This is a genomic window from Streptomyces sp. NPDC025806 (assembly GCF_055558275.1).
Window position 1 is genome coordinate 65,083 of sequence record NZ_JBVHMU010000006.1, and the last position, 19,982, is coordinate 85,064.

General features: G+C 70.1%; 20 protein-coding genes. 13 read left to right on the forward strand and 7 right to left on the reverse strand.

What is annotated here, in order from left to right:
- Positions 1-131 precede the first annotated feature (131 nt).
- Positions 132-1,397 (forward strand): GNAT family N-acetyltransferase, encoded by a 1,266-nt coding sequence (locus tag ACZ4E1_RS15725; protein ID WP_467539665.1) that lies wholly within the window; start codon positions 132-134, stop codon positions 1,395-1,397.
- A gap of 186 nt (positions 1,398-1,583) precedes the next feature.
- Here ACZ4E1_RS15725 and ACZ4E1_RS15730 read toward each other — a convergent pair whose 3' ends face one another.
- Together ACZ4E1_RS15730 and ACZ4E1_RS15735 are read right to left on the reverse strand one after the other, a co-directional pair.
- The gene (locus ACZ4E1_RS15730; RefSeq protein ID WP_188337721.1) at positions 1,584-1,769 is read right to left on the reverse strand and encodes a hypothetical protein; all 186 of its coding nucleotides are present in this window, start codon (positions 1,767-1,769) and stop codon (positions 1,584-1,586) included.
- Positions 1,770-1,946: 177 nt separating this feature from the next.
- Complete coding sequence (locus tag ACZ4E1_RS15735; RefSeq protein ID WP_399130566.1) at positions 1,947-2,138, reverse strand: hypothetical protein; 192 nt, start codon at positions 2,136-2,138, stop codon at positions 1,947-1,949.
- 207 nt (positions 2,139-2,345) lie between these two features.
- Between ACZ4E1_RS15735 and ACZ4E1_RS15740 the strand changes: the two genes are divergently transcribed.
- The 4 genes from ACZ4E1_RS15740 to ACZ4E1_RS15755 all read left to right on the forward strand — a co-directional run bounded on the left by ACZ4E1_RS15740 (position 2,346) and on the right by ACZ4E1_RS15755 (position 6,099).
- Positions 2,346-3,266 (forward strand): winged helix-turn-helix domain-containing protein, encoded by a 921-nt coding sequence (locus tag ACZ4E1_RS15740; RefSeq protein WP_467539960.1) that lies wholly within the window; start codon positions 2,346-2,348, stop codon positions 3,264-3,266.
- Positions 3,215-4,060, forward strand: coding sequence for an HAD family hydrolase (locus tag ACZ4E1_RS15745; RefSeq protein ID WP_467539666.1), 846 nt, complete (start codon positions 3,215-3,217; stop codon positions 4,058-4,060). Before ACZ4E1_RS15740 ends, ACZ4E1_RS15745 begins: the two co-directional genes overlap by 52 nt.
- A gap of 100 nt (positions 4,061-4,160) precedes the next feature.
- A complete protein-coding gene (locus tag ACZ4E1_RS15750; RefSeq protein ID WP_467539667.1) occupies positions 4,161-5,042 on the forward strand; it encodes a winged helix-turn-helix domain-containing protein in 882 nt (293 codons plus the stop codon).
- Between the two features lie 229 nt (positions 5,043-5,271).
- Positions 5,272-6,099, forward strand: coding sequence for a GntR family transcriptional regulator (locus ACZ4E1_RS15755; protein WP_467539668.1), 828 nt, complete (start codon positions 5,272-5,274; stop codon positions 6,097-6,099).
- A gap of 19 nt (positions 6,100-6,118) precedes the next feature.
- Here the strand turns inward: ACZ4E1_RS15755 and ACZ4E1_RS15760 are convergent, their stop codons facing one another.
- Entirely contained in the window at positions 6,119-6,817 is a 699-nt protein-coding gene (locus ACZ4E1_RS15760; RefSeq protein ID WP_467539669.1) for an HAD family hydrolase, read from the reverse strand.
- A 212-nt stretch (positions 6,818-7,029) separates the two neighbouring features.
- Here ACZ4E1_RS15760 and ACZ4E1_RS15765 point away from each other — a divergent pair, with 212 nt between their 5' ends.
- From ACZ4E1_RS15765 to ACZ4E1_RS15780, 4 genes are all read left to right on the forward strand, one after another.
- A complete protein-coding gene (locus ACZ4E1_RS15765) occupies positions 7,030-8,124 on the forward strand; it encodes a phosphotransferase (RefSeq protein WP_467539670.1) in 1,095 nt (364 codons plus the stop codon).
- A gap of 57 nt (positions 8,125-8,181) precedes the next feature.
- Entirely contained in the window at positions 8,182-9,087 is a 906-nt protein-coding gene (locus ACZ4E1_RS15770) for a hypothetical protein (RefSeq protein WP_467539671.1), read from the forward strand.
- Positions 9,088-9,115: 28 nt separating this feature from the next.
- A complete protein-coding gene (locus ACZ4E1_RS15775) occupies positions 9,116-9,775 on the forward strand; it encodes a TetR/AcrR family transcriptional regulator (RefSeq protein ID WP_467539672.1) in 660 nt (219 codons plus the stop codon).
- Between the two features lie 97 nt (positions 9,776-9,872).
- Positions 9,873-11,906 (forward strand): HelD family protein, encoded by a 2,034-nt coding sequence (locus tag ACZ4E1_RS15780; RefSeq protein WP_467539673.1) that lies wholly within the window; start codon positions 9,873-9,875, stop codon positions 11,904-11,906.
- Between the two features lie 364 nt (positions 11,907-12,270).
- Here the strand turns inward: ACZ4E1_RS15780 and ACZ4E1_RS15785 are convergent, their stop codons facing one another.
- Complete coding sequence (locus ACZ4E1_RS15785) at positions 12,271-14,652, reverse strand: ATP-binding cassette domain-containing protein (protein WP_467539674.1); 2,382 nt, start codon at positions 14,650-14,652, stop codon at positions 12,271-12,273.
- 121 nt (positions 14,653-14,773) lie between these two features.
- Positions 14,774-15,277, reverse strand: a complete 504-nt coding sequence (locus ACZ4E1_RS15790) for a carboxymuconolactone decarboxylase family protein (protein WP_467539675.1) — start codon at positions 15,275-15,277, stop codon at positions 14,774-14,776.
- A gap of 192 nt (positions 15,278-15,469) precedes the next feature.
- Here ACZ4E1_RS15790 and ACZ4E1_RS15795 point away from each other — a divergent pair, with 192 nt between their 5' ends.
- On the forward strand, positions 15,470-16,363 hold the full coding sequence (locus tag ACZ4E1_RS15795) for an RNA polymerase sigma-70 factor (RefSeq protein WP_467539676.1): 894 nt from the start codon (positions 15,470-15,472) through the stop codon (positions 16,361-16,363).
- Here the strand turns inward: ACZ4E1_RS15795 and ACZ4E1_RS15800 are convergent.
- Positions 16,281-16,892 (reverse strand): hypothetical protein, encoded by a 612-nt coding sequence (locus ACZ4E1_RS15800; RefSeq protein WP_467539677.1) that lies wholly within the window; start codon positions 16,890-16,892, stop codon positions 16,281-16,283. The two genes, ACZ4E1_RS15795 and ACZ4E1_RS15800, sit on opposite strands and share 83 nt — an antisense overlap.
- A gap of 117 nt (positions 16,893-17,009) precedes the next feature.
- On the opposite strand from ACZ4E1_RS15800, the gene ACZ4E1_RS15805 reads away from it, so the two are divergent.
- The 3 genes from ACZ4E1_RS15805 (at position 17,010) to ACZ4E1_RS15815 (ending at position 18,548) form a co-directional block, all read left to right on the forward strand.
- Complete coding sequence (locus ACZ4E1_RS15805) at positions 17,010-17,456, forward strand: helix-turn-helix domain-containing protein (protein ID WP_467539678.1); 447 nt, start codon at positions 17,010-17,012, stop codon at positions 17,454-17,456.
- 22 nt (positions 17,457-17,478) lie between these two features.
- Positions 17,479-18,090: a hypothetical protein gene (locus ACZ4E1_RS15810; RefSeq protein ID WP_467539679.1), complete on the forward strand. Its 612-nt coding sequence runs from the start codon at positions 17,479-17,481 to the stop codon at positions 18,088-18,090.
- A gap of 110 nt (positions 18,091-18,200) precedes the next feature.
- The gene (locus ACZ4E1_RS15815) at positions 18,201-18,548 is read left to right on the forward strand and encodes a DUF2516 family protein (protein WP_467539961.1); all 348 of its coding nucleotides are present in this window, start codon (positions 18,201-18,203) and stop codon (positions 18,546-18,548) included.
- A 77-nt stretch (positions 18,549-18,625) separates the two neighbouring features.
- On the opposite strand, the gene ACZ4E1_RS15820 is transcribed toward ACZ4E1_RS15815, so the two are convergent.
- Positions 18,626-19,975: a PP2C family protein-serine/threonine phosphatase gene (locus ACZ4E1_RS15820; RefSeq protein ID WP_467539680.1), complete on the reverse strand. Its 1,350-nt coding sequence runs from the start codon at positions 19,973-19,975 to the stop codon at positions 18,626-18,628.
- Positions 19,976-19,982 lie beyond the last annotated feature (7 nt).

Sequence of the window (19,982 nt, forward strand, 5' to 3'; positions counted from 1 at the left end):
CTGCATTCCAGGGGCGCGGGGAACTGCGCGACCAGCCCCCACCGGGCGGCACCCGGCGACGAAGAGACGGAGTTACGGCGGGGGGCCGAAATCGGGGCGACAGAGGCGCGGGGCCGACCTAGCGTGACCCCATGACGACCCGCCCCGGCCCCGCCGAAACCGTTCGCCCGATCACCCCGGAAGAAATCCGGACCTGGAGCCGCGCGCTCAACACGGGCTTCGTCCGCTCTCCCACCGTCTCCGACGAAACGGTCGACCGCCGCCGAGCCCAGTTCGACCTCTCCCGCGTCCGCGCCGCGTTCACGGACACGGGCCGAGCCGTCGCCACGTTCCGCTCCTACGCCCAGGAACTGACCGTCCCCGGCGGAGCCACCGTCCCCACGGACGCGATCACGAACGTCACGGTCACCCCCACACACCGCCGCCGCGGCCTGCTCACCCGCATGATGACCGACGACCTCGCGGAGGCGAAGGCGCGCGGCGACGTCGCGGCGACCCTGATCGCCGCCGAGTACCGCATCTACGGCCGCTACGGCTTCGGCCCCGCCACCACCGCGACGACCTGGGAGATCGACGTACCCCGCACGGGCCTCGACCCGCGCTGGTCGGCTCCCGAGGACGGCGCCACGATCGAACTGGTCGACGCGGAGGAGTACCGCAAGGAGGGCCCGGGGCTGCACGACCGGCTGCGCACCCGGGTCGCCGGCATGGTCTCCCGTGAGCCGTCCTGGTGGGGCCGCGACACGGGCCTCGCGGTGGCCCCGGAGGAGCCGTGGACGGAGCCGTTCTTCGCCCTGTACCGCTCGGCGCGCGGCGAGGTCGAGGGCCTGCTCCGGTACCGGATCGAGGGGAAGTTCAGCGACGCGGTGCAGCCGGTGTGCACGGCGACGGTCCTCGACCTGTTCGGGGCGACGCCGGCCGCCGAGCGCGCGCTGTGGCACTACGTCTGCGCGATCGACTGGGTGACGGTCGTACGGAGCGGCCTGCGCGCCCCCGACGATCTGCTGCCCGACCTGCTGCCGGACCCCCGGGCGGCCAGGATCGTGCGGCAGTCGGACTCGATGTGGGTGCGGATCCTGGACGTCGCGGCGGCCCTGGAGGCGCGGTCGTACGGGACGAGCGGGGAGCTGGTCCTGGAGGTGCGGGACGAGGCGGGGCTCGCCGGGGGACGGTTCGCGTTGGAGGCGGCGCCCGACGGCGCGGTGTGCGCGCCGAGCGCCGCGGCACCCCAGCTCACGCTCGGTGTCGCGGAGTTGGGGGCGCTGTGGCTGGGCGAGGCGTCCGCGGTGCGGCTCGCGGCCCTGGGCCGGGTGGTCGAGGAGAAGTCGGGCGCCGCCGCCGTCGCCGACGCCCTGCTGCGTACGTCGCGGCGCCCGTGGTGCCCCGACATGTTCTGATCTGCTGCGCTGTACCTGCTGCTGCACCTGTTACTGGACCGGCTGCTGGACGGCGAACTGCCGAACCGCTGAACCGCTGAACCGCTGAACCGCTGAACCGCTGAACCGCTGAACCGCCGAACTGCCGAACTGGTGAGCTGTCGAAGACCGACCGGGCTCCCGGCTCCCCTCCGGAAGGGAGCCCGGTCAGCCGCTCTGGGCCAGCAGCATGACGAGGACGACCGCCCCGATGCCGCTGATCACGGTGTTCTTGGCCTTGAGGCCGACGGAGAGCGCGATGAAGGCGATGATGCCCATCGGCCCGTACTTCCACTGGATGAGCTGCTCGAAGCCGATGGCGAGCGCGGCGACGACGATGGCGAAGAGCGGCATGGTCTTGACCTCCTTCGGGCGGTGACGCGGACCAACCTCTGTGACGGACGCCAACCTGCGAGGCGGGCCGACCATGTCGGCCAAGTTGGTCACCAACTCATTGGTACTTATCTCCGCTGTGTTCCGAGTCATAACCACCTTCACATCAACTCCCCAAAGATGGCGGGAAGTTGAGGCTCAGTGCAGAGCGGGACCTGCGACCATGATCGCGAGCAGGACCGCCCCGATGGAGCTGCACGTGGCGTTCCGGGCCTTGAGGCCGATCGTCAGGAGCAGCAGACCCGCGATGCCGGCCGGGCCGTAGTGCCACTGGACGAGCTGTTCGAAGGTGATCACGAACACCGCGGAGAGGAGGCTCAGGAAAGGCATGGCTCTTACCTCCTTGGGTACGACGAACGTGGTGCGGGAGGGTTGGTCCAGGTAACTGCCATCCACGGCCACCTTGTGCCAAGTTGGCAACCAACTACACCGTAGTTGTCCCCGCTTGGTCGCTGGGGATAAACAAGGTTCCAACAACTCCCACCAAATCCGTGGAAGTTGTAGCGTTTGGCTGTGACTCAGGAGAGCGTGGCGGACATGGCGGGAAGTGCAGGCACGCAGGCCGCGGCGGGTACGGGCGCCGGGGCGGCCCTGAACGGGGGCGACAGACGGCCCGGAGCGCAGGAGATCGCCGACGAGCTGCGCGAGCGGATCAGGGCCGGCGTCCTGAAGGCGGGCGACCGGCTGCCGACGCAGGCCACGCTCGCCGGGCAGTTCGACGTGGAGCGCGGCACGGTCCGTCAGGCGCTCCAACTCCTGGAGGCCGACGGACTCCTGGCCAACCGCAGCAAGGGCAGCCCGCCCCGCATCGCCCCTTCCACCCCGGCCGGTGACGAGCCGCAGCCCACGATGGTCGCGCTCTCCCCGCGCCTGGTGGAGGCCTTCAAGGCGCCCCGGGTCCGCATCGACGCCGTCTGCATGACCTCCGAGACCCTGATGCTGGCCCTCGGCGAGCCGCTCCGGCTGATCCACGAGGGCCGGATGCAGCCCGAGTCCATCGACGTGCGCATCCTGCTGCCCAGCCGCGACATCGACCTGGCCTTCCCCGTCCCGGTCTCCGACACCGGCCAGGGCGACGGCGAGGACCCCGTCCACCGGCGCTGGCTCGCCACCCGCAACGCGCAGGGCCAAGTCCTGCGCCACAACCTCCGCTCCCTGCGCTCCTCCCACGGCATCGACGTGAACGTCACCTTCCGCGCCCTGCCGTTCACCCCGCCGGTCAAGCTCTACCTGCTCAACGAGGAGGAGGCCCTCCTCTCGTACTACATGGTCACGCGCCGCGAGGAGGAGATCGACAGCGGCACGACCCTGGAGATGTACGCCGCCACCGGCACCCAGGCCCTCCTCTTCTCCTTCGAACGCCGCGCCGGCCACCGCGACCGCGCCTTCGTGGCGGAGTCCCAGAAGTGGTTCGACGCCCTCTGGGAAACCATCACGTCGGACCTGACACTCACCTAGTGACTTCAGAAACGACGCAGCAGACTGTTCCAGTGGCTGAAGAGACGCAATCGCAGCGGGGAACGACCGAGTCGACCGAGGTGATCCGCTTGGCCGAACTGACGGGACTGGCCGAACTGGTGCGGGGGGCGCGCTATGTGCTCTTCGACTTCGACGGGCCGATCTGCCGGCTGTTCGCGGTCCGCAAGGCGGCCGACATCGCCCGTGAGCAGGTGGAATGGCTGGATCGGCAGGGGCTCGGCGATGCCCTGACCCCGGTCGAGCGCAAGGACGAGGACCCCCACAGCGCCCTGCGCACGCTGGGCCTGCACCGGCCGAACAGTGACCTGGTCGTCGAGATGGAGAATCGTCTCACCACGGAGGAACTGCACGCTGTCGAGTCGGCGTGGCCCACGCAGTACGCGGACCCGGTGATCCGCACGTGGGCGGCGCGCGGCGTCCGGCTGGCGATCACGACCAACAACTCGCCCGAGGCGGCGAGCCGTTATGTGGAGGGCCGCGGGCTCGCCGGATGCTTCCAGCGCCACGTCTACGGCCGCACCCAGAACCTCGAACTCCTCAAGCCGCACCCGCACTGCCTGCACCGCGCCCTGAACGCCATGGGGGCCGACCCGGCCGCCGCGCTCATGATCGGCGACACCCCGACCGACCTTCAGGCCGCCGAGGCGGCCGGTGTGCCCTTCCTCGGCTACGCGCGCAACGAGCGCAAGGCGGGCCGCTTGCGGGAGGCCGGCGCCACCCATGTGATCGGCTCCCTGGAACCCGTTCTCGCGATTCTCCGCACGCGCCCCTGACCTGCGTTTCTCCCGTATCTGTCGACAAGCCGGGTGGAGTTGGCAGCCAACTGGCGTAGAGTTGACGGAACTTGGCACTGGTAGGACGGGAGTGTGACGCATGAACGACAAGAGCGGCACCGGCCCCCGGGCCACCTCCGAAGAGATAGCCGACGAGCTGCGTGAACGGATCAGGACCGGTGCCCTGAAGGCGGGGGTCCGCCTGCCCACGCAGGCCGCACTGGCCAAGGAGTTCGGCGTGGAGCGCGGGGCGGTCCGTCAGGCCCTCCACCGCCTCCAGTCCGATGGACTGCTCACGAATGTGAGCCGGGGCAGCCCGCCCCAGGTCGCCCCCGGCTCCGAGACCCCGGCCCCGGGCGCCCGCTCCGCCCGCAGCATCCTCGTACCGCGCCTCCAGGCCGCGTTCGAGGAGGAGCACGTCCAGGTCGACGTCGCCTGCCTGACGGCCGAGACCCTGATGCTGGCCCTGGGCGAAGCGCTGCGAGTCGTGTACGACGGCACGAGCCACCCCACGTCGATCCGCCTGCGCCTCCTGCTGCCCAGCCTGGAGCAGGACCTCGACTATCCCTCGCCGGCGGACGGCTGGGGGCAGGACGCGAAGCTGGACGAGGCGGTCCGCGACAGAAACCGGAGGCAGCGAAACGCCCAGAACACGGTCCTGCGGAACTCGATGGCGGGCCTGCGCCGCTTCGGTGTGGACGCCCGGATCGACATTCGCTACACCGTCGGCACACCCAGTCGGAAGGCGTATCTCCTGAACCGCCGGGAAGTGCTCATCGGGCACTACATCCCCGCTCTGATGGAGCGTGAGGTAGACGAGTACGAGGGCGGGCGGTCCGTCGTACTGTGCGACGTCGAGGGCTTCGACACCCCGATGTTCGTCTTCGACCGGGCGAACGGAGCGGTCGAGGCCGCCTTCGTACAGGGCGAGCAGAAAATGTTCGACGGTCTCTGGGAGCACGTACCGAAGCTCCGGGCTTGATGCGTAGGCCTGCCTGAAGGCACGGCCGAGCAGTGCGATAGAGCCATTCAGTCCAATTGGGCTGAGTGGACTTGCATGGGTCTCCCCTATCCCGCAGATCGTTAAGCACCAGGCGTGTGCAGTAGGGATGTTGACTGAACTTGGTGTGCCGTTGGGCTTGCGGATGTACGTTCCCGCTGTGACGAAGGAGAGGGGCGGCGCAGGGGGCGGCAGGGAGGTCTTCCGTGTCGTGGAGGAACTGCGTGCGCGCTTGGCCGGCGGAGTCTATCCGCGCACCTCACGTCTGCCTTCGCAGCGCAAGCTGGCTGACGAGTTCTCCGTGTCCCGTGACACGGTGCAGCGGGCACTCGGCGCGCTGAAGGAAGAGGGATGGATCGAGGCGCGGCAGGGCAGCGGTACGCGTGTCATCCGGGAGCAGCAGGTGCAGTCGTACACCGCCAGGGCGTCGGTCGAGGGAAGCGTGACGCTGCGGGAGTTCTTCGACGAGGCGTTCTCCGGTCCCGAGGTGGTGCTGGACGTCAGCACGCTCACGTCGGAGTCTCTCGCCACGCAGATCAGGGCGCAGACAGAGCGGATCCGATCAGGGGAGGTTGCGCCCAGGCGGATCGCCATCCGAATGCTGTTGCCGACCGAATCGCTCGTCCTGCCGTACCCCGTGGCACTGGACGATCGAAACGGCAGGCTGACCCCGCGGCTGAAGCAGCGGCTGCTGGACATCACGCACGAGCACAGCTCCGCACTGCGTCGGGAGCTGCGCCAGCTGGAAGTGGAGAAGCTGGTCGAGTCGGCGGCGATGGAGATCCGGCATGTGGATCTGACGCCGACCTTCAAGCTGTACCTGATCAACGGGACCCAGGCGTTGCACGGCCCCTACGAGGTCATCGAGCGGCCGATCGTGTTGAGCGAGCACGAGACGGTCCGAGCCTTGGACGTCCTGGGTCTGGGGGCGAAGCTCACTCACTACGTGAGGGATGACAACCCAGAGTCGCGTGGGTCAGTCTTCACCGCGTCCTGGCAGGCGTGGTTCGAATCTGTCTGGACGCGCCTGAGCCGTTGAGGCTGGGAAACAGCTGTGATCACGGGAGGGAGCCAAGCAGTTGGGCCAGACACGCCACTGTTGCATCTGCCCCCAGCTTGAGCATCTGTTCACGTTCGCCTTCGTCATCCGTGCAACCGATGAACAGGGTTCCTGCAGCCAAGGCGGCCTCCAGGTCAGAGACTTTGTCTCCGACCATCAGGCAGCGGTCCGGTGTCAGCCTTAGTCCATCCACGGCGCGGAGAACACTGTCCGGATGAGGCTTCATCCGCTGAAGAGCCTGTGCGTCACGGCCATAGACCCGATCTGCGAACGGGGTGCCCATGCCTTCACGATTGAGGAACTCAAGGATCGGCCCGGGGGCGTTGTTGCTGGCTACGGCCAGCGCTTTGCCCAGGGCAACCAGCTGGCTCACCAGTTCCTGAACGTGCTCTGTGGGGTGGACGGTGCGAACCGCCTCGTACTCCGCATCGGTCACCAGTTGCGCCACGATGCCGCCCGCTGCAGAGGTGTCCTGGCGGAGATCCTGGAGTATGGCGTGCGAGTCGCGAAGGTCTGTGATCGAGAGCGGTAGCCGGCCCAGTCCCTCCCGGACCGCATGCTTGATCTTCTCGGCATGCAGCGCGGTGCCGTCCGGGAAAAGCGCGCAGATCGGGCCATCGAAATCGAAGATCACGCCGTCGGCCTCCTGGAGGAGTCGGGCTGGATCACGGTCGTACGTCGGTGTCCCGTCGCTCATGTCGCCAGTCTGAGGTATTCGCGTCGGTAACGGAGACCTTGCCGCGTCGCGTTCTTTGTGAAGGCGTCGCACGTCTGCGCAGGTATGTACCTCGTTCAGAGTCTTGCCCCTCGAACTGAGGGGGGTTCGGCACTCTGGGGCGGTTGGCGCGGAGTAGCGTGCGCCAGCAATGGCGTGACACGTGAGCCGGGACTGGCGCGAAAGAAGCGGCGATGGCATTGGAAGTTCCTTCGGAGGCCTGGCGCAAGGCCGCTGCCCTGAACGGGGGCGTGCCGCAGATCGAGGGGCCTCTTCGGGGGTACCACCACGAGACTTACGTAGTCTCGCTCGCCGGTCGGACCACGTATCCCGATGGGGTTCGCTGGAAGTGCAAGGAGCCTCGGCCTGGGCTCTTTTGGTTCGACCGCCGATGCTTCGTACGAGAAGAACCGCTTGTCGGTGCCTTGAAGGACTATGTCACCCGGGTCCCCGAGCTCATCGAAGTAGAAGGCGTTCTTCTGCAGCGTTTTGTCGAGGGAGTCACGTTGGGTGCCAGGTACCGGTCCGCCACCCGGGTCCCGGAACGCTTCGAGCGGCAGATCATGCAGGTGTTCACAGACTTGGCCGCCGTCCGTCCGGAGATGGTGTCCGTCGAACGGTGTTGCGCGCCGGAGGACCGGCCGGACGACGGTGATTCAGCGGGCTTCCTCGAGCGGCTCATGCATTTCATGGAAGTGAACGTCTACCAGGGGCATCTTGGTGAGTTCGGCAGTCTCTTCCAGGCTCTCGGCGTCCATGACGTCGCCTTCAAGTTCCTTCGCGACCGGGTCGAGGGGTTGTGGTCGCGCCCGTTTCACCTGCTCCATGCCGACCTGCACCGGGAGAACTTGATCGTCGATCGGTACGGGAAGCTCTGGTCGATCGACTGGGAGTTGGCAATGTTCGGAGACCCGCTGTACGACCTGGCGACTCATCTGCATCTCATGCGTTATCCGAAGGATCAGGAGAGACGGGTGGTCTCCCTCTGGCGTGATGCGATGCGCACGGTGCGGATGGCCGGGGCCGTCGGATTGACTCGTGACCTGCCTCTGCTCCTGGACTTCAAGCGTGCGCAGTCCGTGTTCACGGATGTCATCCGGACTGCGCTGACACTCCAGGAGGTCACGGACGTGGTGAAGCGTGCTGCTCTGCTCCAGGTGTCCGCACGCAAGTTGCACTGGGTGCTCGATCGAGGAGCGGCACCGATGGGGTTGGATCACGTGCCGTCTGTGCGTTCGGTCGGGATTGCCCTCCAGAGGTGGCTCTCCTGGGGTGTCAGCGACCACTGAAGCCCGCTTGGTGCCGCGGCTCTTGTCAGTTACGGGCCCGTTCGTGACCATGGAGCGATGACGCGTAACGGGGGTGGTGGGCGGACGCAAAGCCCGTATGGCATAAGGGAGTTGTGGCGGAAGTGGGAGCCCAGAAGCGTCCGGGTGCTCCTCTTGGCGGTCTCGGTGCTCGGGCTGGTCGCAGGTTTTGTGAAGCCGGTTGGGGACGCCATCCAGGGCAAGACCTACTTCGGTGGTGCCTTGCTCAGCTTGGTGGCCTTTCTGCTCTATGACTCCGTCAAAGCCCTTACGGAAGCGGTTGCGGTGCGAGAGAGCAGGACCGGAGCGGCGGCCATGCGCCACTTCGGCGCGGATGTCGTGGCGGCCTTCGGGGCGGGAAGGGCCGAGATCTGTGTGCTGGGGTACACGGGAGAGACGCTGCTGCAGGAGATCAAGGAAGGGCTCGCGGGTCTGAGGAGGGGGCAGGGGAAGGTCACGATCCGTGTGCTCGTGCCTGACTTCACGCAGCCGAGGCTCATTCCGGGACTCAGGCAAGAGGAAGGGTCCTCAGTGGACGACCCCGCCTTCCGGGTGCAGGAGATCCTCCCCAAGTGCAGGTCGGTATCTGCTGAACTCGCGGGTGCGGTGAGGGACGTGAGTGAGGACATTCGCGTCAGCCGGCGCGTGTCGTTCGAGTACCTCGTGTATGACGGTGTACCCGATGTGAAGTTGGTGATCCTCAACGACGAGTGCGCGCTGTATGGCTTCTACGACCCGGAGAACACCAGGACCTGGGAAGGGAACTCCTACCGTGATCCGTCAGGTGCGGGGACGCAGCTCACCAGGGTGACGGTCGCAGAAGGCGGAGCCGACGCCAGGCGGGCCATCCACGGTTGGAAGGTCTTCTTCGAAGCCAGGTGGAGCACTGCGCGCGTGCCGGTCTGGCCCAACTCGACCAGCGTGGTACCGCCCGCGTCCGTGTGAGTGCGGCGGAGTTGCATACGCTCCAGCCATGAGCAGCGATACCCCAGAACCCGCCCCCACCCCCGGCCTCCGTGAGCGGAAGAAGCAGCGGACTCGGGAGGTGTTGTCCGAGAGTGCGGTGCGGCTTTTTCTCGAGAAGGGGTACGAGAAGGTTTCTGTCGCCGAGGTGGCCGAGGCGGCCGGGGTGTCCAAGCCGACCGTGTTCCGGTACTTCGCGTCCAAGGAGGATCTCGTTCTCCACCGGTTCGCGGACCACGAGGACGAGGCCGCGCGGGTGGTGGCCGGGCGGGAGGACGGGGAGTCCGTCGTGGGGGCGTTGCGGCGGCACTTTCTGGAGGGGGTCGCGCGGCGGGATCCGGTGACCGGGGTCTGTGATCATCCGGCGGTGCTCGCCTATCTGCGGCTGCTGTACGGGACGCCGGCGCTGGTGGCGCGGCTCGCCGGGTATCAGGAGCGGTCCGAGCTGGCGCTTGCCGAGGTGCTGGTCGGGGAGGGCTGGGGCGGGGTCGAGGCGCGACTCGCGGCGGGGCAGGTGGTGACCGTGCAGCGGATCCTGGCGCAGGAGAACGTGCGGCGGGTGGTCGGCGGGGAGTCGGCCGATGAGGTGGCGGGGGGTGCGGTGCGCGCCGCCGAGGTGGGGTTTCGGCAGGTGGAGGCCGGTATCGGGGGCGGGGTCCCGGACGCCTAGGCAGGGATGCGCAGGGAGGCGCAGGGGTACAGGAGTCATCAGCCGTCGGTAATGTAACCGAGTTAAGTTTTTGACTTGGTTGCGTTAGCGTGGGCGGATGGACTTTCTCGATCCCTCCGAGCCCTTGTTCGTCGAGCGGCGGTACCACGAGCGGTGCCGGGCCGCTCTGGGCGCCATGATCGAGGGCGCCGACCGGCAGGTCGTCATCGGGGAGAACGCCTCGGCCTCCGGAGCCGACGCCGAGGTGCTCGGGTACGAGTTGCGGAGTCAGGCCAAGGGGCTCAAGGAGTTGCCGCGGGCGCCGCTGTTCTTCGGGCGGCTCGATTTTGGGCGCGCGGGCGGTGAGCATGCCGGCCAGAGCTACCACGTCGGGCGCTTGCGGATCAGCGAGGACGCGGCGGCGCCGCCGCTCGTCGTGGACTGGCGGGCGCCCGTCTCCCGCGCCTTCTACCAGGCGAGCGGCAAGGATCCACAGGGTGTGGATACCCGGCGGCGGTTCGGGTGGGCGCCGGGGAGCGTGGGGGAATCCGGTGACTTGAGCGGGTTCGAGGACGAGTTGCTGGGTGCCGGTCAGCAGGTGAGCGGCAGTCGGATCCTGGCCGGGGAGATCGAGCGGCCCCGGGTCGGACCCATGCGGGACATCGCCGCGACCATCCAGCCCGAGCAGGACGATCTCGTACGGGAGGACGCGACGGTCTCCTTGTGTGTGCAGGGGGCGCCCGGCACGGGGAAGACCGCGGTGGGGCTGCACCGTGCCGCGTATCTGCTCTACACGTTTCCGCAGCGGGTGCAGCGGTCCGGGCTGCTCGTCATCGGGCCCAACCGGGCCTTCCTCTCGTACATCTCCGCCGTGCTGCCGGCGCTGGGCGAGGCGGGCGTGCGGCAGTCCACCGTCGAGGAGCTGGTGGGGCGGGGGGAGGCGCGGGGGCGGGACGCGGCGGACGTCGAGGCGCTCAAGCACGATGTGCGGATGGCCGAGGTGCTGCGGCGGGGGCTGTACGCGCGGGTGTCGGCGGACGGGGTGCGCGAGGCGCTCGCCGTGCCGGACGGGTCGTACCGGTGGCGGGTGCCCGTCGAGGTGCTGGTGTCCGTCGTCGAAGGGGTGCTGGCCGAGGAACCGCCGTACGAGGTGGGGCGCGAGCGGGTGCGGAGCCGGGTCGTGCGGTACGTGCGGGAGCGTGCCGAGCGGCGGGCCGGGGCCGTGTCGGCGGCGTGGGTGCGGCGGGTGGAGCGGGCGCGGTGCGTGAGCGCGTTCGTGGACGCGGTGTGGCCCCGGGTGCGGGCGGAGGAGGTGCTCCACGGGTTGCTGAGCGATGCGGGGGAGTTGGAGCGGGCGGCGGGGGACGGCCTCCTGTCGGAGCCGGAGCGGCAGAGGCTGGTGTGGGGCCGGCCGGCGCGCTCGTGGCGGTCCGTGCGGTGGTCGGCGGCCGATCTGGTGCTGCTGGACGAGATCGCCGGGTTGATCGAACGGCCCGAGGGGTTCGGGCACATCGTGGTGGACGAGGCGCAGGATCTCTCCCCCATGCAGGCGCGGGTGATCGCCCGGCGGGCCGCGTTCGGTTCGCTGACCGTGCTGGGGGATCTCGCGCAGGGGACCACTCCCTGGGCCGCGCGGGAGTGGGGGCAACTGCTGCGGCACCTGGGGAAGCCGGAGGCGCTGGTGGTGCCGTTGACCGTGGGGTTCCGGGTGCCGGGCGCCGTGCTCGAACTGGCGGAGCGGGTGCGGGAGCGGATCGATGTGGCGGTGCCGGGGGCGCGGTCGTTGCGGGCGGACGGGGCGGTGCGGGTGGAGCGGGCCGAGGATCTCGGGGCGGGGGTCGTGGAGGCGGTGCGGAGGGCGTTGGAGCGGGAGGGGTCGGTGGGGGTGATCGCCGCGGAGTCCGAGGTGGGGGTGGTGCGGGAGGCGCTGGACGGGGCCGGGGTCCGGGCGGGTGGGGCCGAGGATCTGGGGGAGCGGGTGACGGTGCTCGGGGCCGGGGTGGCCAAGGGCTTGGAGTACGACCATGTCGTGGTGGTCGAGCCGGCGGCGATCGTGGAGGCGGAGGTACGGGGGCTGGAGCGGCTGTACGTGGTGCTGACCCGGGCCGTTTCCCGCCTGGACGTCGTCCACCGCCGGGAACTGCCGTTCTGAGGGGGCGCCGCGCGTGCCTTTCGGGGTGGGCGGTGCCTCTGGGCGCGGCGCGCCTTCCGGGGTGGCTGGCCTGGGGTACTGCGGGTCTTCAGGGGTGGGCGGCTTCTGCGGGTGGCGGGTCTTCCAGAGTGGGCGGTCTGGGCGCGGCGGTCCTTCCGGGCCGGCCGGCCCGGGTGCGGCGGATGAGATGGCGCACGAAGTGCGCATCTCAGGGGCGCGGGGAACTGCGCGATCAGCCCCCACCGGCGGATGATCGCGCAACGACACCATCCACCCACGGCGCGCGGCGGATCGGCCGGAGCCCCGCTCCCACCCGCCGACTGCCCGGAGCCCCGGAGCCCCGGAGCCCCGGAGCCCCGGAGCCTCACCCGCCCACGTAAGCCGCCAGATGATCCCCCGTCAGCGTCGCCCGGGACGCGACCAGTTCGGACGGCGTTCCCTCGAAGACCACGCGACCGCCGTCGTGGCCCGCGCCCGGACCCAGGTCGATGATCCAGTCCGCGTGGGCCATGACCGCCTGGTGGTGTTCCACGACGATCACCGACTTGCCCGAGTCGACGAGGCGGTCCAGGAGGGCGAGGAGCTGTTCCACGTCCGCCAGGTGCAGCCCGGCGGTCGGCTCGTCCAGGACGTACGTACCGCCCTTGTCCGCCATGTGCGTGGCCAGCTTCAGCCGCTGCCGCTCGCCGCCGGAGAGCGTGGTGAGGGGCTGGCCGAGCGTGAGGTAGCCCAGGCCCACGTCCGCGAGCCGGGTCAGGATCTTGTGGGCGGCCGGCGTACGGGCCGCACCCTCCGCGAAGAACTCCTCGGCCTCGGCGACCGGCATCGCCAGGACCTCGCTGATGTCCCGCCCGCCGAACGTGTACTCCAGCACGTCGGACCGGAACCGCCGCCCCTCGCACTCCTCGCACACCGTCGCCGTGTCCGCCATCATCGCCAGCTCGGTGTAGATGACCCCGGCCCCCTTGCACGCCGGGCACGCGCCCTCCGAGTTCGCGCTGAACAGGGCCGGCTTGACCCCGTTGGCCTTGGCGAACGCCTTGCGGATCGGGTCGAGCAGACCCGTGTACGTGGCCGGATTGCTGCGCCGCGAACCGCGGATCGGGGTCTGGTCGACGGAGATCACGCCCTCGCCGGCCGGGATCGAACCGTGCACCAGCGAGCTCTTGCCCGACCCCGCCACACCCGTCACGACGGTGAGCACGCCCAGCGGAATGTCGACGTCCACGTCCTGGAGGTTGTGCGCCGAGGCGCCGCGGATCTCCAGCTTCCCGTTCGGCTCGCGCACCGTCTCCTTCAGGCGGGCCCGGTCGTCCAGATGACGGCCCGTCACCGTGTCGCTCGCGCGCAGGCCTTCGACGCTTCCCTCGTAGCAGATCGTGCCGCCGCCGGAACCGGCCCCGGGGCCCAGGTCGACGACGTGGTCGGCGATCGCGATGACCTCCGGCTTGTGCTCGACGACCAGCACGGTGTTGCCCTTGTCGCGCAGGCGCAGCAGCAGGTCGTTCATGCGCTGGATGTCGTGCGGGTGCAGTCCGACGGTCGGTTCGTCGAAGACGTACGTGACGTCCGTGAGGGACGAGCCGAGGTGGCGGATCATCTTCACGCGCTGCGCCTCGCCGCCGGACAGCGTGCCGGAGGGGCGGTCCAGGGACAGATAGCCGAGGCCGATCTCGACGAAGGAGTCGAGGGTCTGGCGCAGGGAGGTGAGGAGCGGGGCCACGGAGGGCTCGGACTGTTCGCCGATCCACTTGGCGAGGTCGCTGATCTGCATCGCGCACGCGTCCGCGATGCTGATCCCCGCGATCTTGGAGGAGCGGGCCGCCTCGCTCAGCCGCGTCCCCTCGCACTCCGGGCACACGGCGAACGTCGTGGCGCGCTCGACGAAGGCGCGGATGTGCGGCTGGAGCGAGTCGATGTCCTTGGAGAGCATCGACTTCTGGATCTTCGGGATCAGGCCCTCGTAGGTGAGGTTGACGCCCTCGACCTTGATCTTCGTAGGGGCCTTGTACAGCAGGTCGCTCAGCTCGCGCTTGGTGTACTTGCGGATCGGCTTGTCCGGGTCGAAGAAGCCGCAGCCGGTGAAGATGCGCCCGTACCAGCCGTCCATGCTGTAGCCGGGGATGGTCAGCGCGCCCTCGTTGAGCGACTTGGAGTCGTCGTAGAGCTGGGTCAGGTCGATGTCGGAGACGCTGCCGCGGCCCTCGCAGCGCGGACACATGCCGCCCGTGATGCTGAACTCGCGGCGCTCCTTGACCTTGTGGCCGCCCTTCTCGACGGTGACGGCGCCCGCGCCGCTGATCGAGGCGACGTTGAAGGAGAAGGCCTGCGGCGAGCCGATGTGCGGGGTGCCGAGCCGGCTGAACAGGATCCGCAGCATCGCGCCCGTGTCGGTGGCCGTGCCCACGGTGGAGCGCACGTCGCCGCCCATCCGCTGCTGGTCGACGCTGATCGCCGTGGTCAGACCGTCGAGCACATCGACGTCCGGGCGGCCCAGGTTCGGCATGAAGCCCTGCACGAACGCGCTGTACGTCTCGTTGATCAGCCGCTGCGACTCCGCCGCGATCGTGTCGAACACCAGCGAGCTCTTGCCCGAGCCGGAGACGCCGGTGAAGACCGTGAGCCGCCGCTTGGGGAGCTCGATGCTGACGTTCTTGAGGTTGTTCTCGCGCGCGCCGTGCACCCGGATCAGATCGTGGGTGTCGGCGGCGTGCGGCACGTCCGGCCGGCCGGCTCGGCTGCTCATCGTGGCTCCATCCGTCGGTGGGGCCCCGGCACCGCGGCCCCGTCCCCGCCGACGCTAGTCGCCGACGGGCACGGAGGCTTCTCGATTCCTGACCTGAGGTCTCTACGTCCGCTACGTGGCCTCAGTCCTCCAGTGCGGCGAAGACGCCCGGCGCGTACGAGCCGCCGCGCATCCTGGTGATCACGCCCATCCGGTTCGCGGCGTTGATCATCGAGACCAGGCAGACGAGGGCGGCCGTCTGTTCCTCGTCGTAGTGCGCGCGCACGGCGGCCCAGGTCGCGTCGCTGACACCCTGCGCGGCGTCGGCCAGCCGGGTGCCCTCCTCGGCGAGGGCGAGCGCCGCCCGCTCGGCCTCGGTGAACACGGCCGACTCCCGCCAGGCCGCGACCAGCGCGAGCCGCACCGCGCTCTCGCCGGCCGCCGCGGCCTCCTTGCTGTGCACGTCGACGCACCAGCCGCAGCCGTTGATCTGGCTGGCGCGCAGCTCGACCAGCTGCGACAGGGCGGGCGGCAGGCCCGTGAGCGCGGCGCCGGCCCGGTAGAAGCGCTTGCCGAACTCGGCGCCCGTGCGGGTGGCCATCAGATTGATGCGGGCCTGGTGCTGAGCCGGGGTCTCGGTCTCCATGGTGGTGTGTCCTCTCGTTCCGTCGTTCGTCGTTCCGTCGGCGTGCGGTCGCCATGGAGATGCCGGGCGCGGCGGGCCTGTGACAGGGGGTGGATGTGGCATGGGTCACCGTGGACGGGTGTCACGTACGGGCCGCGGGCGGCGTCCTGTGCGTGACACCCCGGGAGCGAGCGGACCGACGAGGGAGACGCCATGGACGACGACGCCGAGACCACCGACCCGGGCACGGCGACGTTCGTCGCCCACCGGAACCTGCTGTTCACCGTCGCCTACGAGATGCTCGGCTCGGCCGCCGACGCGGAGGACGTCCTCCAGGAGGTCTGGCTGCGCTGGTCCGGCGTCGACCTCGACACCGTGCGCGACCGGCGGGCCTTCCTGGTCCGCGTCACCACGCGCCAGGCCCTGACCCGGCTGCGCACCCTGCGCCGCCGCAAGGAGTCCTACGTGGGACCGTGGCTTCCCGAGCCGCTGCTCACCGCGCCCGACGTCGCCGAGGACGTGGAGCTCGCGGACAGCGTCTCGATGGCGATGCTGCTGGTCCTGGAGACGCTCGGGCCGACGGAACGGGCCGTGTTCGTGCTGCGCGAGGTGTTCGGCCTGGACTACGGGGAGATCGCCGAGGCCGTCGAGAAGACCCCGGCGGCCGTGCGCCAGATCGCCCACCGGGCCCGCGCCCATGTCGCGGCCCGGCGCCCGCGCGGCACGGTCTCGCCGGCCGAGTCGCGGGCCGCGCTACGGGCCTTCCAGCGGGCCGTCGAGACCGGTGACCTGCGGGAACTGATCGATCTGATCGCGCCGGACGTCGTCCTGCTGACCGACGGCGGCGGGGTCGTCCGCGCGGCGCTGCGGCCCGTCGTCGGTACGGAGGCGGTCCTTCCGGTGCTGCTCAGGATCGCGACGGCCCGCCTCGAACCGGTCCGCGTCAACGGCCACCCGGCCCTGGCGGTCCACCGCGACGGCGTGCTCGACTCGGTCGTCGCCCTCCGCCTCGACGACGGGGTGATCACCGGTCTGTACGCGGTGCGGAACCCGGAGAAGCTGGGGCGGCTGGAGCGGGAGACGGCCGTGAGCCGGGAGGGTGCGTGACACGGGCGGCGCCCTGCGGGAGCGTGGCCGCCTCGCCCACGGCGGCGAGGAGTTCGTAGGGCTCCTCCCGGTCGGCCTGACCGACGGTGACGCCGAGCCAGCGGCCGGCGGACGGGGCGGACCACACGTACAGGCTGCCCGCCAGATTGCGCAGGGAGGCCAGGGGCTCGGGCACGTCGTCGAGGTCCAGGGGCTCCGCGGGGTCGTCGGCGTCGTCGATGTCGTCGTGGATACCGAGGTAAGGGAACAGGTCGACCGTGCCGGGCTCGCCCAGGCGTCCGGTCAGTGCTGTGACGAGTGCGGTGAGCGCGGCCTCCAGTTCCTCCTCGGCCTCCGTGAACGCCTCCGGGCCGGGCGGGTCCCAGAAGTCCCGGCTCCGATGGAGCACGGCGATGTGAAAGCCGGGCCCGCCCCATCCCGGCGGCGCCTCGGACGCGCGCTCGCCTTCCGGGTAGGGGAGGGCGAGCAGGGCGTCGACGACCGACAACTGATCCTCGACGGGGTCCGCGGGTCGGTGCTGGATCGGCATGGCGGGAGTGTAGGACGGAGGCCGGAGCCGGAACCCGGGGCAGGGGCCGACGATGACATGGAACACTTTTGCAAGCGGCTGCTTGCAATTGTTAGCGCGGGTGGGCAGTATCGAAGCATGGCATCGCTCAACGTCGGAAGCCTCGGCGAGTACCTGCGTGAACAGCGGCGCACCGCGCAGCTGTCCCTGCGGCAGCTCGCCGATGCCGCCGGGGTGTCCAATCCGTATCTGAGCCAGATCGAGCGCGGGCTGCGCAAGCCGAGCGCGGAGGTGCTCCAGCAGGTCGCCAAGGCGCTGCGGATCTCCGCCGAGACGCTGTACGTGCGCGCGGGCATCCTCGACGCGGAGCGGGAGCGGGACGAGGTGGAGACGCGTGCGGTGATCCTCGCCGACCCCTCGCTCGACGAGCGTCAGAAGCAGGTCCTGCTGCAGATCTACGAGTCGTTCCGGAAGGAGAACGCGGCCGCGCGAGCGGAGCGTTCACCGCGGGACGGGGACGGATCGGACGGCGGGACGCGTGACGACGGCGCCGACGGCGATGCCGAGCCCTCAAGCAGCAGTTGATGTGATCCGGGAGGACCACCCCATGGCCATCAAGGACGACCTCCGCAAGACCTTCAGCGACCCGACCCCTCTGTACTTCGCCGCCGGCACCGCCGAGCTGGCGTTCCAGCAGGCCAAGAAGGTGCCGGGCCTCGTCGAGCAGCTGCGCGCCGAGGCGCCCGCCCGCTTCGAGGCCGTGCGCGGCACCGACCCCAAGGACGTGCAGGAGAAGGCCACGGCGCGCGCCAAGGAGGCGCAGGCCGTGCTGACCGCCAAGGTCGGCGAGTTCGTGGCCGTGCTCGACACGGACCTGAAGAAGCTCGGCGAGACGGCCCAGGAGTACGCGCTGCGCGGTGTCGGCTACGCCGCCGAGGCCGCCGTCAAGGCGCGCGAGACGTACGAGAAGGTCGCCGAGCACGGCGAGGAGACCGTGAAGGCGTGGCGCGGCGAGGCCGCCGAGGAGATCAACGAGATCGCCGTGGCCGTCGAGCCGGACGCCGAGCCCGAGACCGTTCCCGGTCAGGCCGCCGCGCCGGCCGCCGAGAAGGAGGCGCCGGCCGCCAAGAAGGCTCCGGCCGCCAAGAAGGCGCCCGCCGCGAAGAAGGCTCCCGCGCGGAAGCCGGCCGCGAAGAAGGCGACGCCGCCCGCCGAGTGAGCGGTGACGGGCACGTCGACGGGCCGGGCACCTTCGGGGTGCCCGGCCCGTTGTTACGGGTACGGTGACCCGCGTACGGGTCGTCTCGGAGAACTGGGTGGGTGAGCGTTGTGCTGATGTCGGCTTTCGGCAACGTGGTGTGGCTGCTCTATACCGCCATGCTCGTGCTCGCGGTCGTCGCCTTCGTGCTGGCCGCGGTGGCCCGGGAGGACGCGTACCGCGCCGCGAGCAAGCAGACGAAGCCGTTCTGGCTGATCGTCCTGGGCATCGCGGTGGCGGTGAACCTGCTGGTGCCGATGCTGTTCCTGCAGCTCGCGGGCCTCGTGGCGTCGATCGTCTTCTTCGTGGACGTGCGCCCGGCCCTGAAGCAGGTCGGTGGCGGCGGTGGTGGCGGCTGGCGGCGCGGTGGCGGCTCCAGCAGCGACGGCCCCTACGGGCCGTACAACGGGCGGCGATGACCTGACGCGTACGGCTGACGACGACGGACGCGCCGGATCGGCGCGCCCTTCTCCGTCATCGGGGTGTCAGCGGACCGTCATCGGTCCAGCAGAAGTACCGCCATGTCGTCGGTCAGTTCGCCGCCGTTGAGGTCGCGGACCTCGTTCACGGCGGAGTCCAGGAGCTCCTCGCCCTGGAGACCCGCGGCGCGGCTGCGGCGGATCAGGTCGACCATGCCCTCCTGGCCGAGACGGCGGTTGCCGTCACCGATCCGGCCCTCGATCAGGCCGTCCGTGTAGAGCATCAGGCTCCACGACGGGCCCAGCTCGACCTGCATGCGCGGCCAGCGGGCGCGCGGCAGCAGGCCCAGGGCCGGTCCGCTGTTCTCGTACGGGAGCAGCGTCGCCTGGCGGCCGGGGCTGGAGATCAGCGGCGAGGGGTGGCCGGCCAGGCACAGGCCCGCTCGGCGCCCGTCCGGCGCGATGTCCACCGTGCACAGGGTCGCGAAGATCTCGTCGTTCTCCCGCTCGTGCTCCAGGACCTGCTGGAGCGTGGAGAGGAGCTCGTCGCCGCACAGTCCGGCGAAGGTCAGCGCGCGCCAGGCGATCCGCAGCTCCACGCCGAGCGCGGCCTCGTCGGGGCCGTGGCCGCAGACGTCGCCGATCATGGCGTGGACCGTGCCGTCGGGGGTGCGGACGACGTCGTAGAAGTCGCCGCCGAGCAGGGCCCGGGAGCGGCCGGGGCGGTAGCGCGCGGCGAACCGCAGCGGGGAGCCGTCGAGCAGCGGGGTCGGCAGCAGGCCGCGCTCCAGGCGGGCGTTCTCCTGGGCGCGCAGACGGGACTCGGTGAGCTTGCGCTGGGCCACGTCGGCGCGCTTGCGCTCGACGGCGTAGCGCACGGCGCGGCCCAGGATGCGGGCGTCCAGCTCGTCGCGGAACAGGTAGTCCTGGGCGCCGACGCGCACGGCCTCGGCGCCGCGCTCGGCGTCGCCGGAGTCGGTCAGGGCCAGTACGGCCTGGCGCGGGGCGAGGCGCAGCACGTGCCGGAGGGTCTCCAGCTCGTCGGCGTCCTCGTCCTGGCGGGCCGTACGGGTGTCGGGCAGCGCCAGGTCGAGCACGATGCAGTTCACGTCGTCGGTGAGCAGCCGCTCGGCCTCGGTGAGGTTGCGGGCGGTGCGGACGCGGACCGGCTTGCCGGCGGCGTCCGGCATCTCGGGGATGCTCAGGGAGCCGGCCGGGTCGTCCTCGATGACCAGCAGCGTCAGGCCCGTGGCGGGCCCGTTCGCGGCCGAGGCGTGAACGGTCGTGCTGTTGCTGTTGCTGCCGGTGGTGCTGTCGTGGGCGGTCGTCGGCGCGGTCGGGTCCGCGGACGGTGTCGTAGGCGCAGCTTGAGCCTGACCACCTTCCGCGGCCGGGATCGCTCTCTGCCGCGGTACGGGTACGGGCATCGCTTCG

Excerpts from the sequence above, each read along its gene's own strand:
- ACZ4E1_RS15725 (WP_467539665.1), top strand. The coding sequence starts at position 132 with ATGACGACCCGCCCCGGCCCCGCCGAAACCGTTCGCCCGATCACCCCG.
- ACZ4E1_RS15730 (WP_188337721.1), bottom strand. The coding sequence starts at position 1,769 with ATGCCGCTCTTCGCCATCGTCGTCGCCGCGCTCGCCATCGGCTTCGAG.
- ACZ4E1_RS15735 (WP_399130566.1), bottom strand. The coding sequence starts at position 2,138 with ATGCCTTTCCTGAGCCTCCTCTCCGCGGTGTTCGTGATCACCTTCGAA.
- ACZ4E1_RS15740 (WP_467539960.1), top strand. The coding sequence starts at position 2,346 with ATGGCGGGAAGTGCAGGCACGCAGGCCGCGGCGGGTACGGGCGCCGGG.
- ACZ4E1_RS15750 (WP_467539667.1), top strand. The coding sequence starts at position 4,161 with ATGAACGACAAGAGCGGCACCGGCCCCCGGGCCACCTCCGAAGAGATA.
- ACZ4E1_RS15760 (WP_467539669.1), bottom strand. The coding sequence starts at position 6,817 with ATGAGCGACGGGACACCGACGTACGACCGTGATCCAGCCCGACTCCTC.
- ACZ4E1_RS15765 (WP_467539670.1), top strand. The coding sequence starts at position 7,030 with ATGGCATTGGAAGTTCCTTCGGAGGCCTGGCGCAAGGCCGCTGCCCTG.
- ACZ4E1_RS15770 (WP_467539671.1), top strand. The coding sequence starts at position 8,182 with ATGACGCGTAACGGGGGTGGTGGGCGGACGCAAAGCCCGTATGGCATA.
- ACZ4E1_RS15775 (WP_467539672.1), top strand. The coding sequence starts at position 9,116 with ATGAGCAGCGATACCCCAGAACCCGCCCCCACCCCCGGCCTCCGTGAG.
- ACZ4E1_RS15780 (WP_467539673.1), top strand. The coding sequence starts at position 9,873 with ATGGACTTTCTCGATCCCTCCGAGCCCTTGTTCGTCGAGCGGCGGTAC.
- ACZ4E1_RS15785 (WP_467539674.1), bottom strand. The coding sequence starts at position 14,652 with ATGAGCAGCCGAGCCGGCCGGCCGGACGTGCCGCACGCCGCCGACACC.
- ACZ4E1_RS15790 (WP_467539675.1), bottom strand. The coding sequence starts at position 15,277 with ATGGAGACCGAGACCCCGGCTCAGCACCAGGCCCGCATCAATCTGATG.
- ACZ4E1_RS15795 (WP_467539676.1), top strand. The coding sequence starts at position 15,470 with ATGGACGACGACGCCGAGACCACCGACCCGGGCACGGCGACGTTCGTC.
- ACZ4E1_RS15800 (WP_467539677.1), bottom strand. The coding sequence starts at position 16,892 with ATGCCGATCCAGCACCGACCCGCGGACCCCGTCGAGGATCAGTTGTCG.
- ACZ4E1_RS15805 (WP_467539678.1), top strand. The coding sequence starts at position 17,010 with ATGGCATCGCTCAACGTCGGAAGCCTCGGCGAGTACCTGCGTGAACAG.
- ACZ4E1_RS15810 (WP_467539679.1), top strand. The coding sequence starts at position 17,479 with ATGGCCATCAAGGACGACCTCCGCAAGACCTTCAGCGACCCGACCCCT.
- ACZ4E1_RS15820 (WP_467539680.1), bottom strand. The coding sequence starts at position 19,975 with ATGCCCGTACCCGTACCGCGGCAGAGAGCGATCCCGGCCGCGGAAGGT.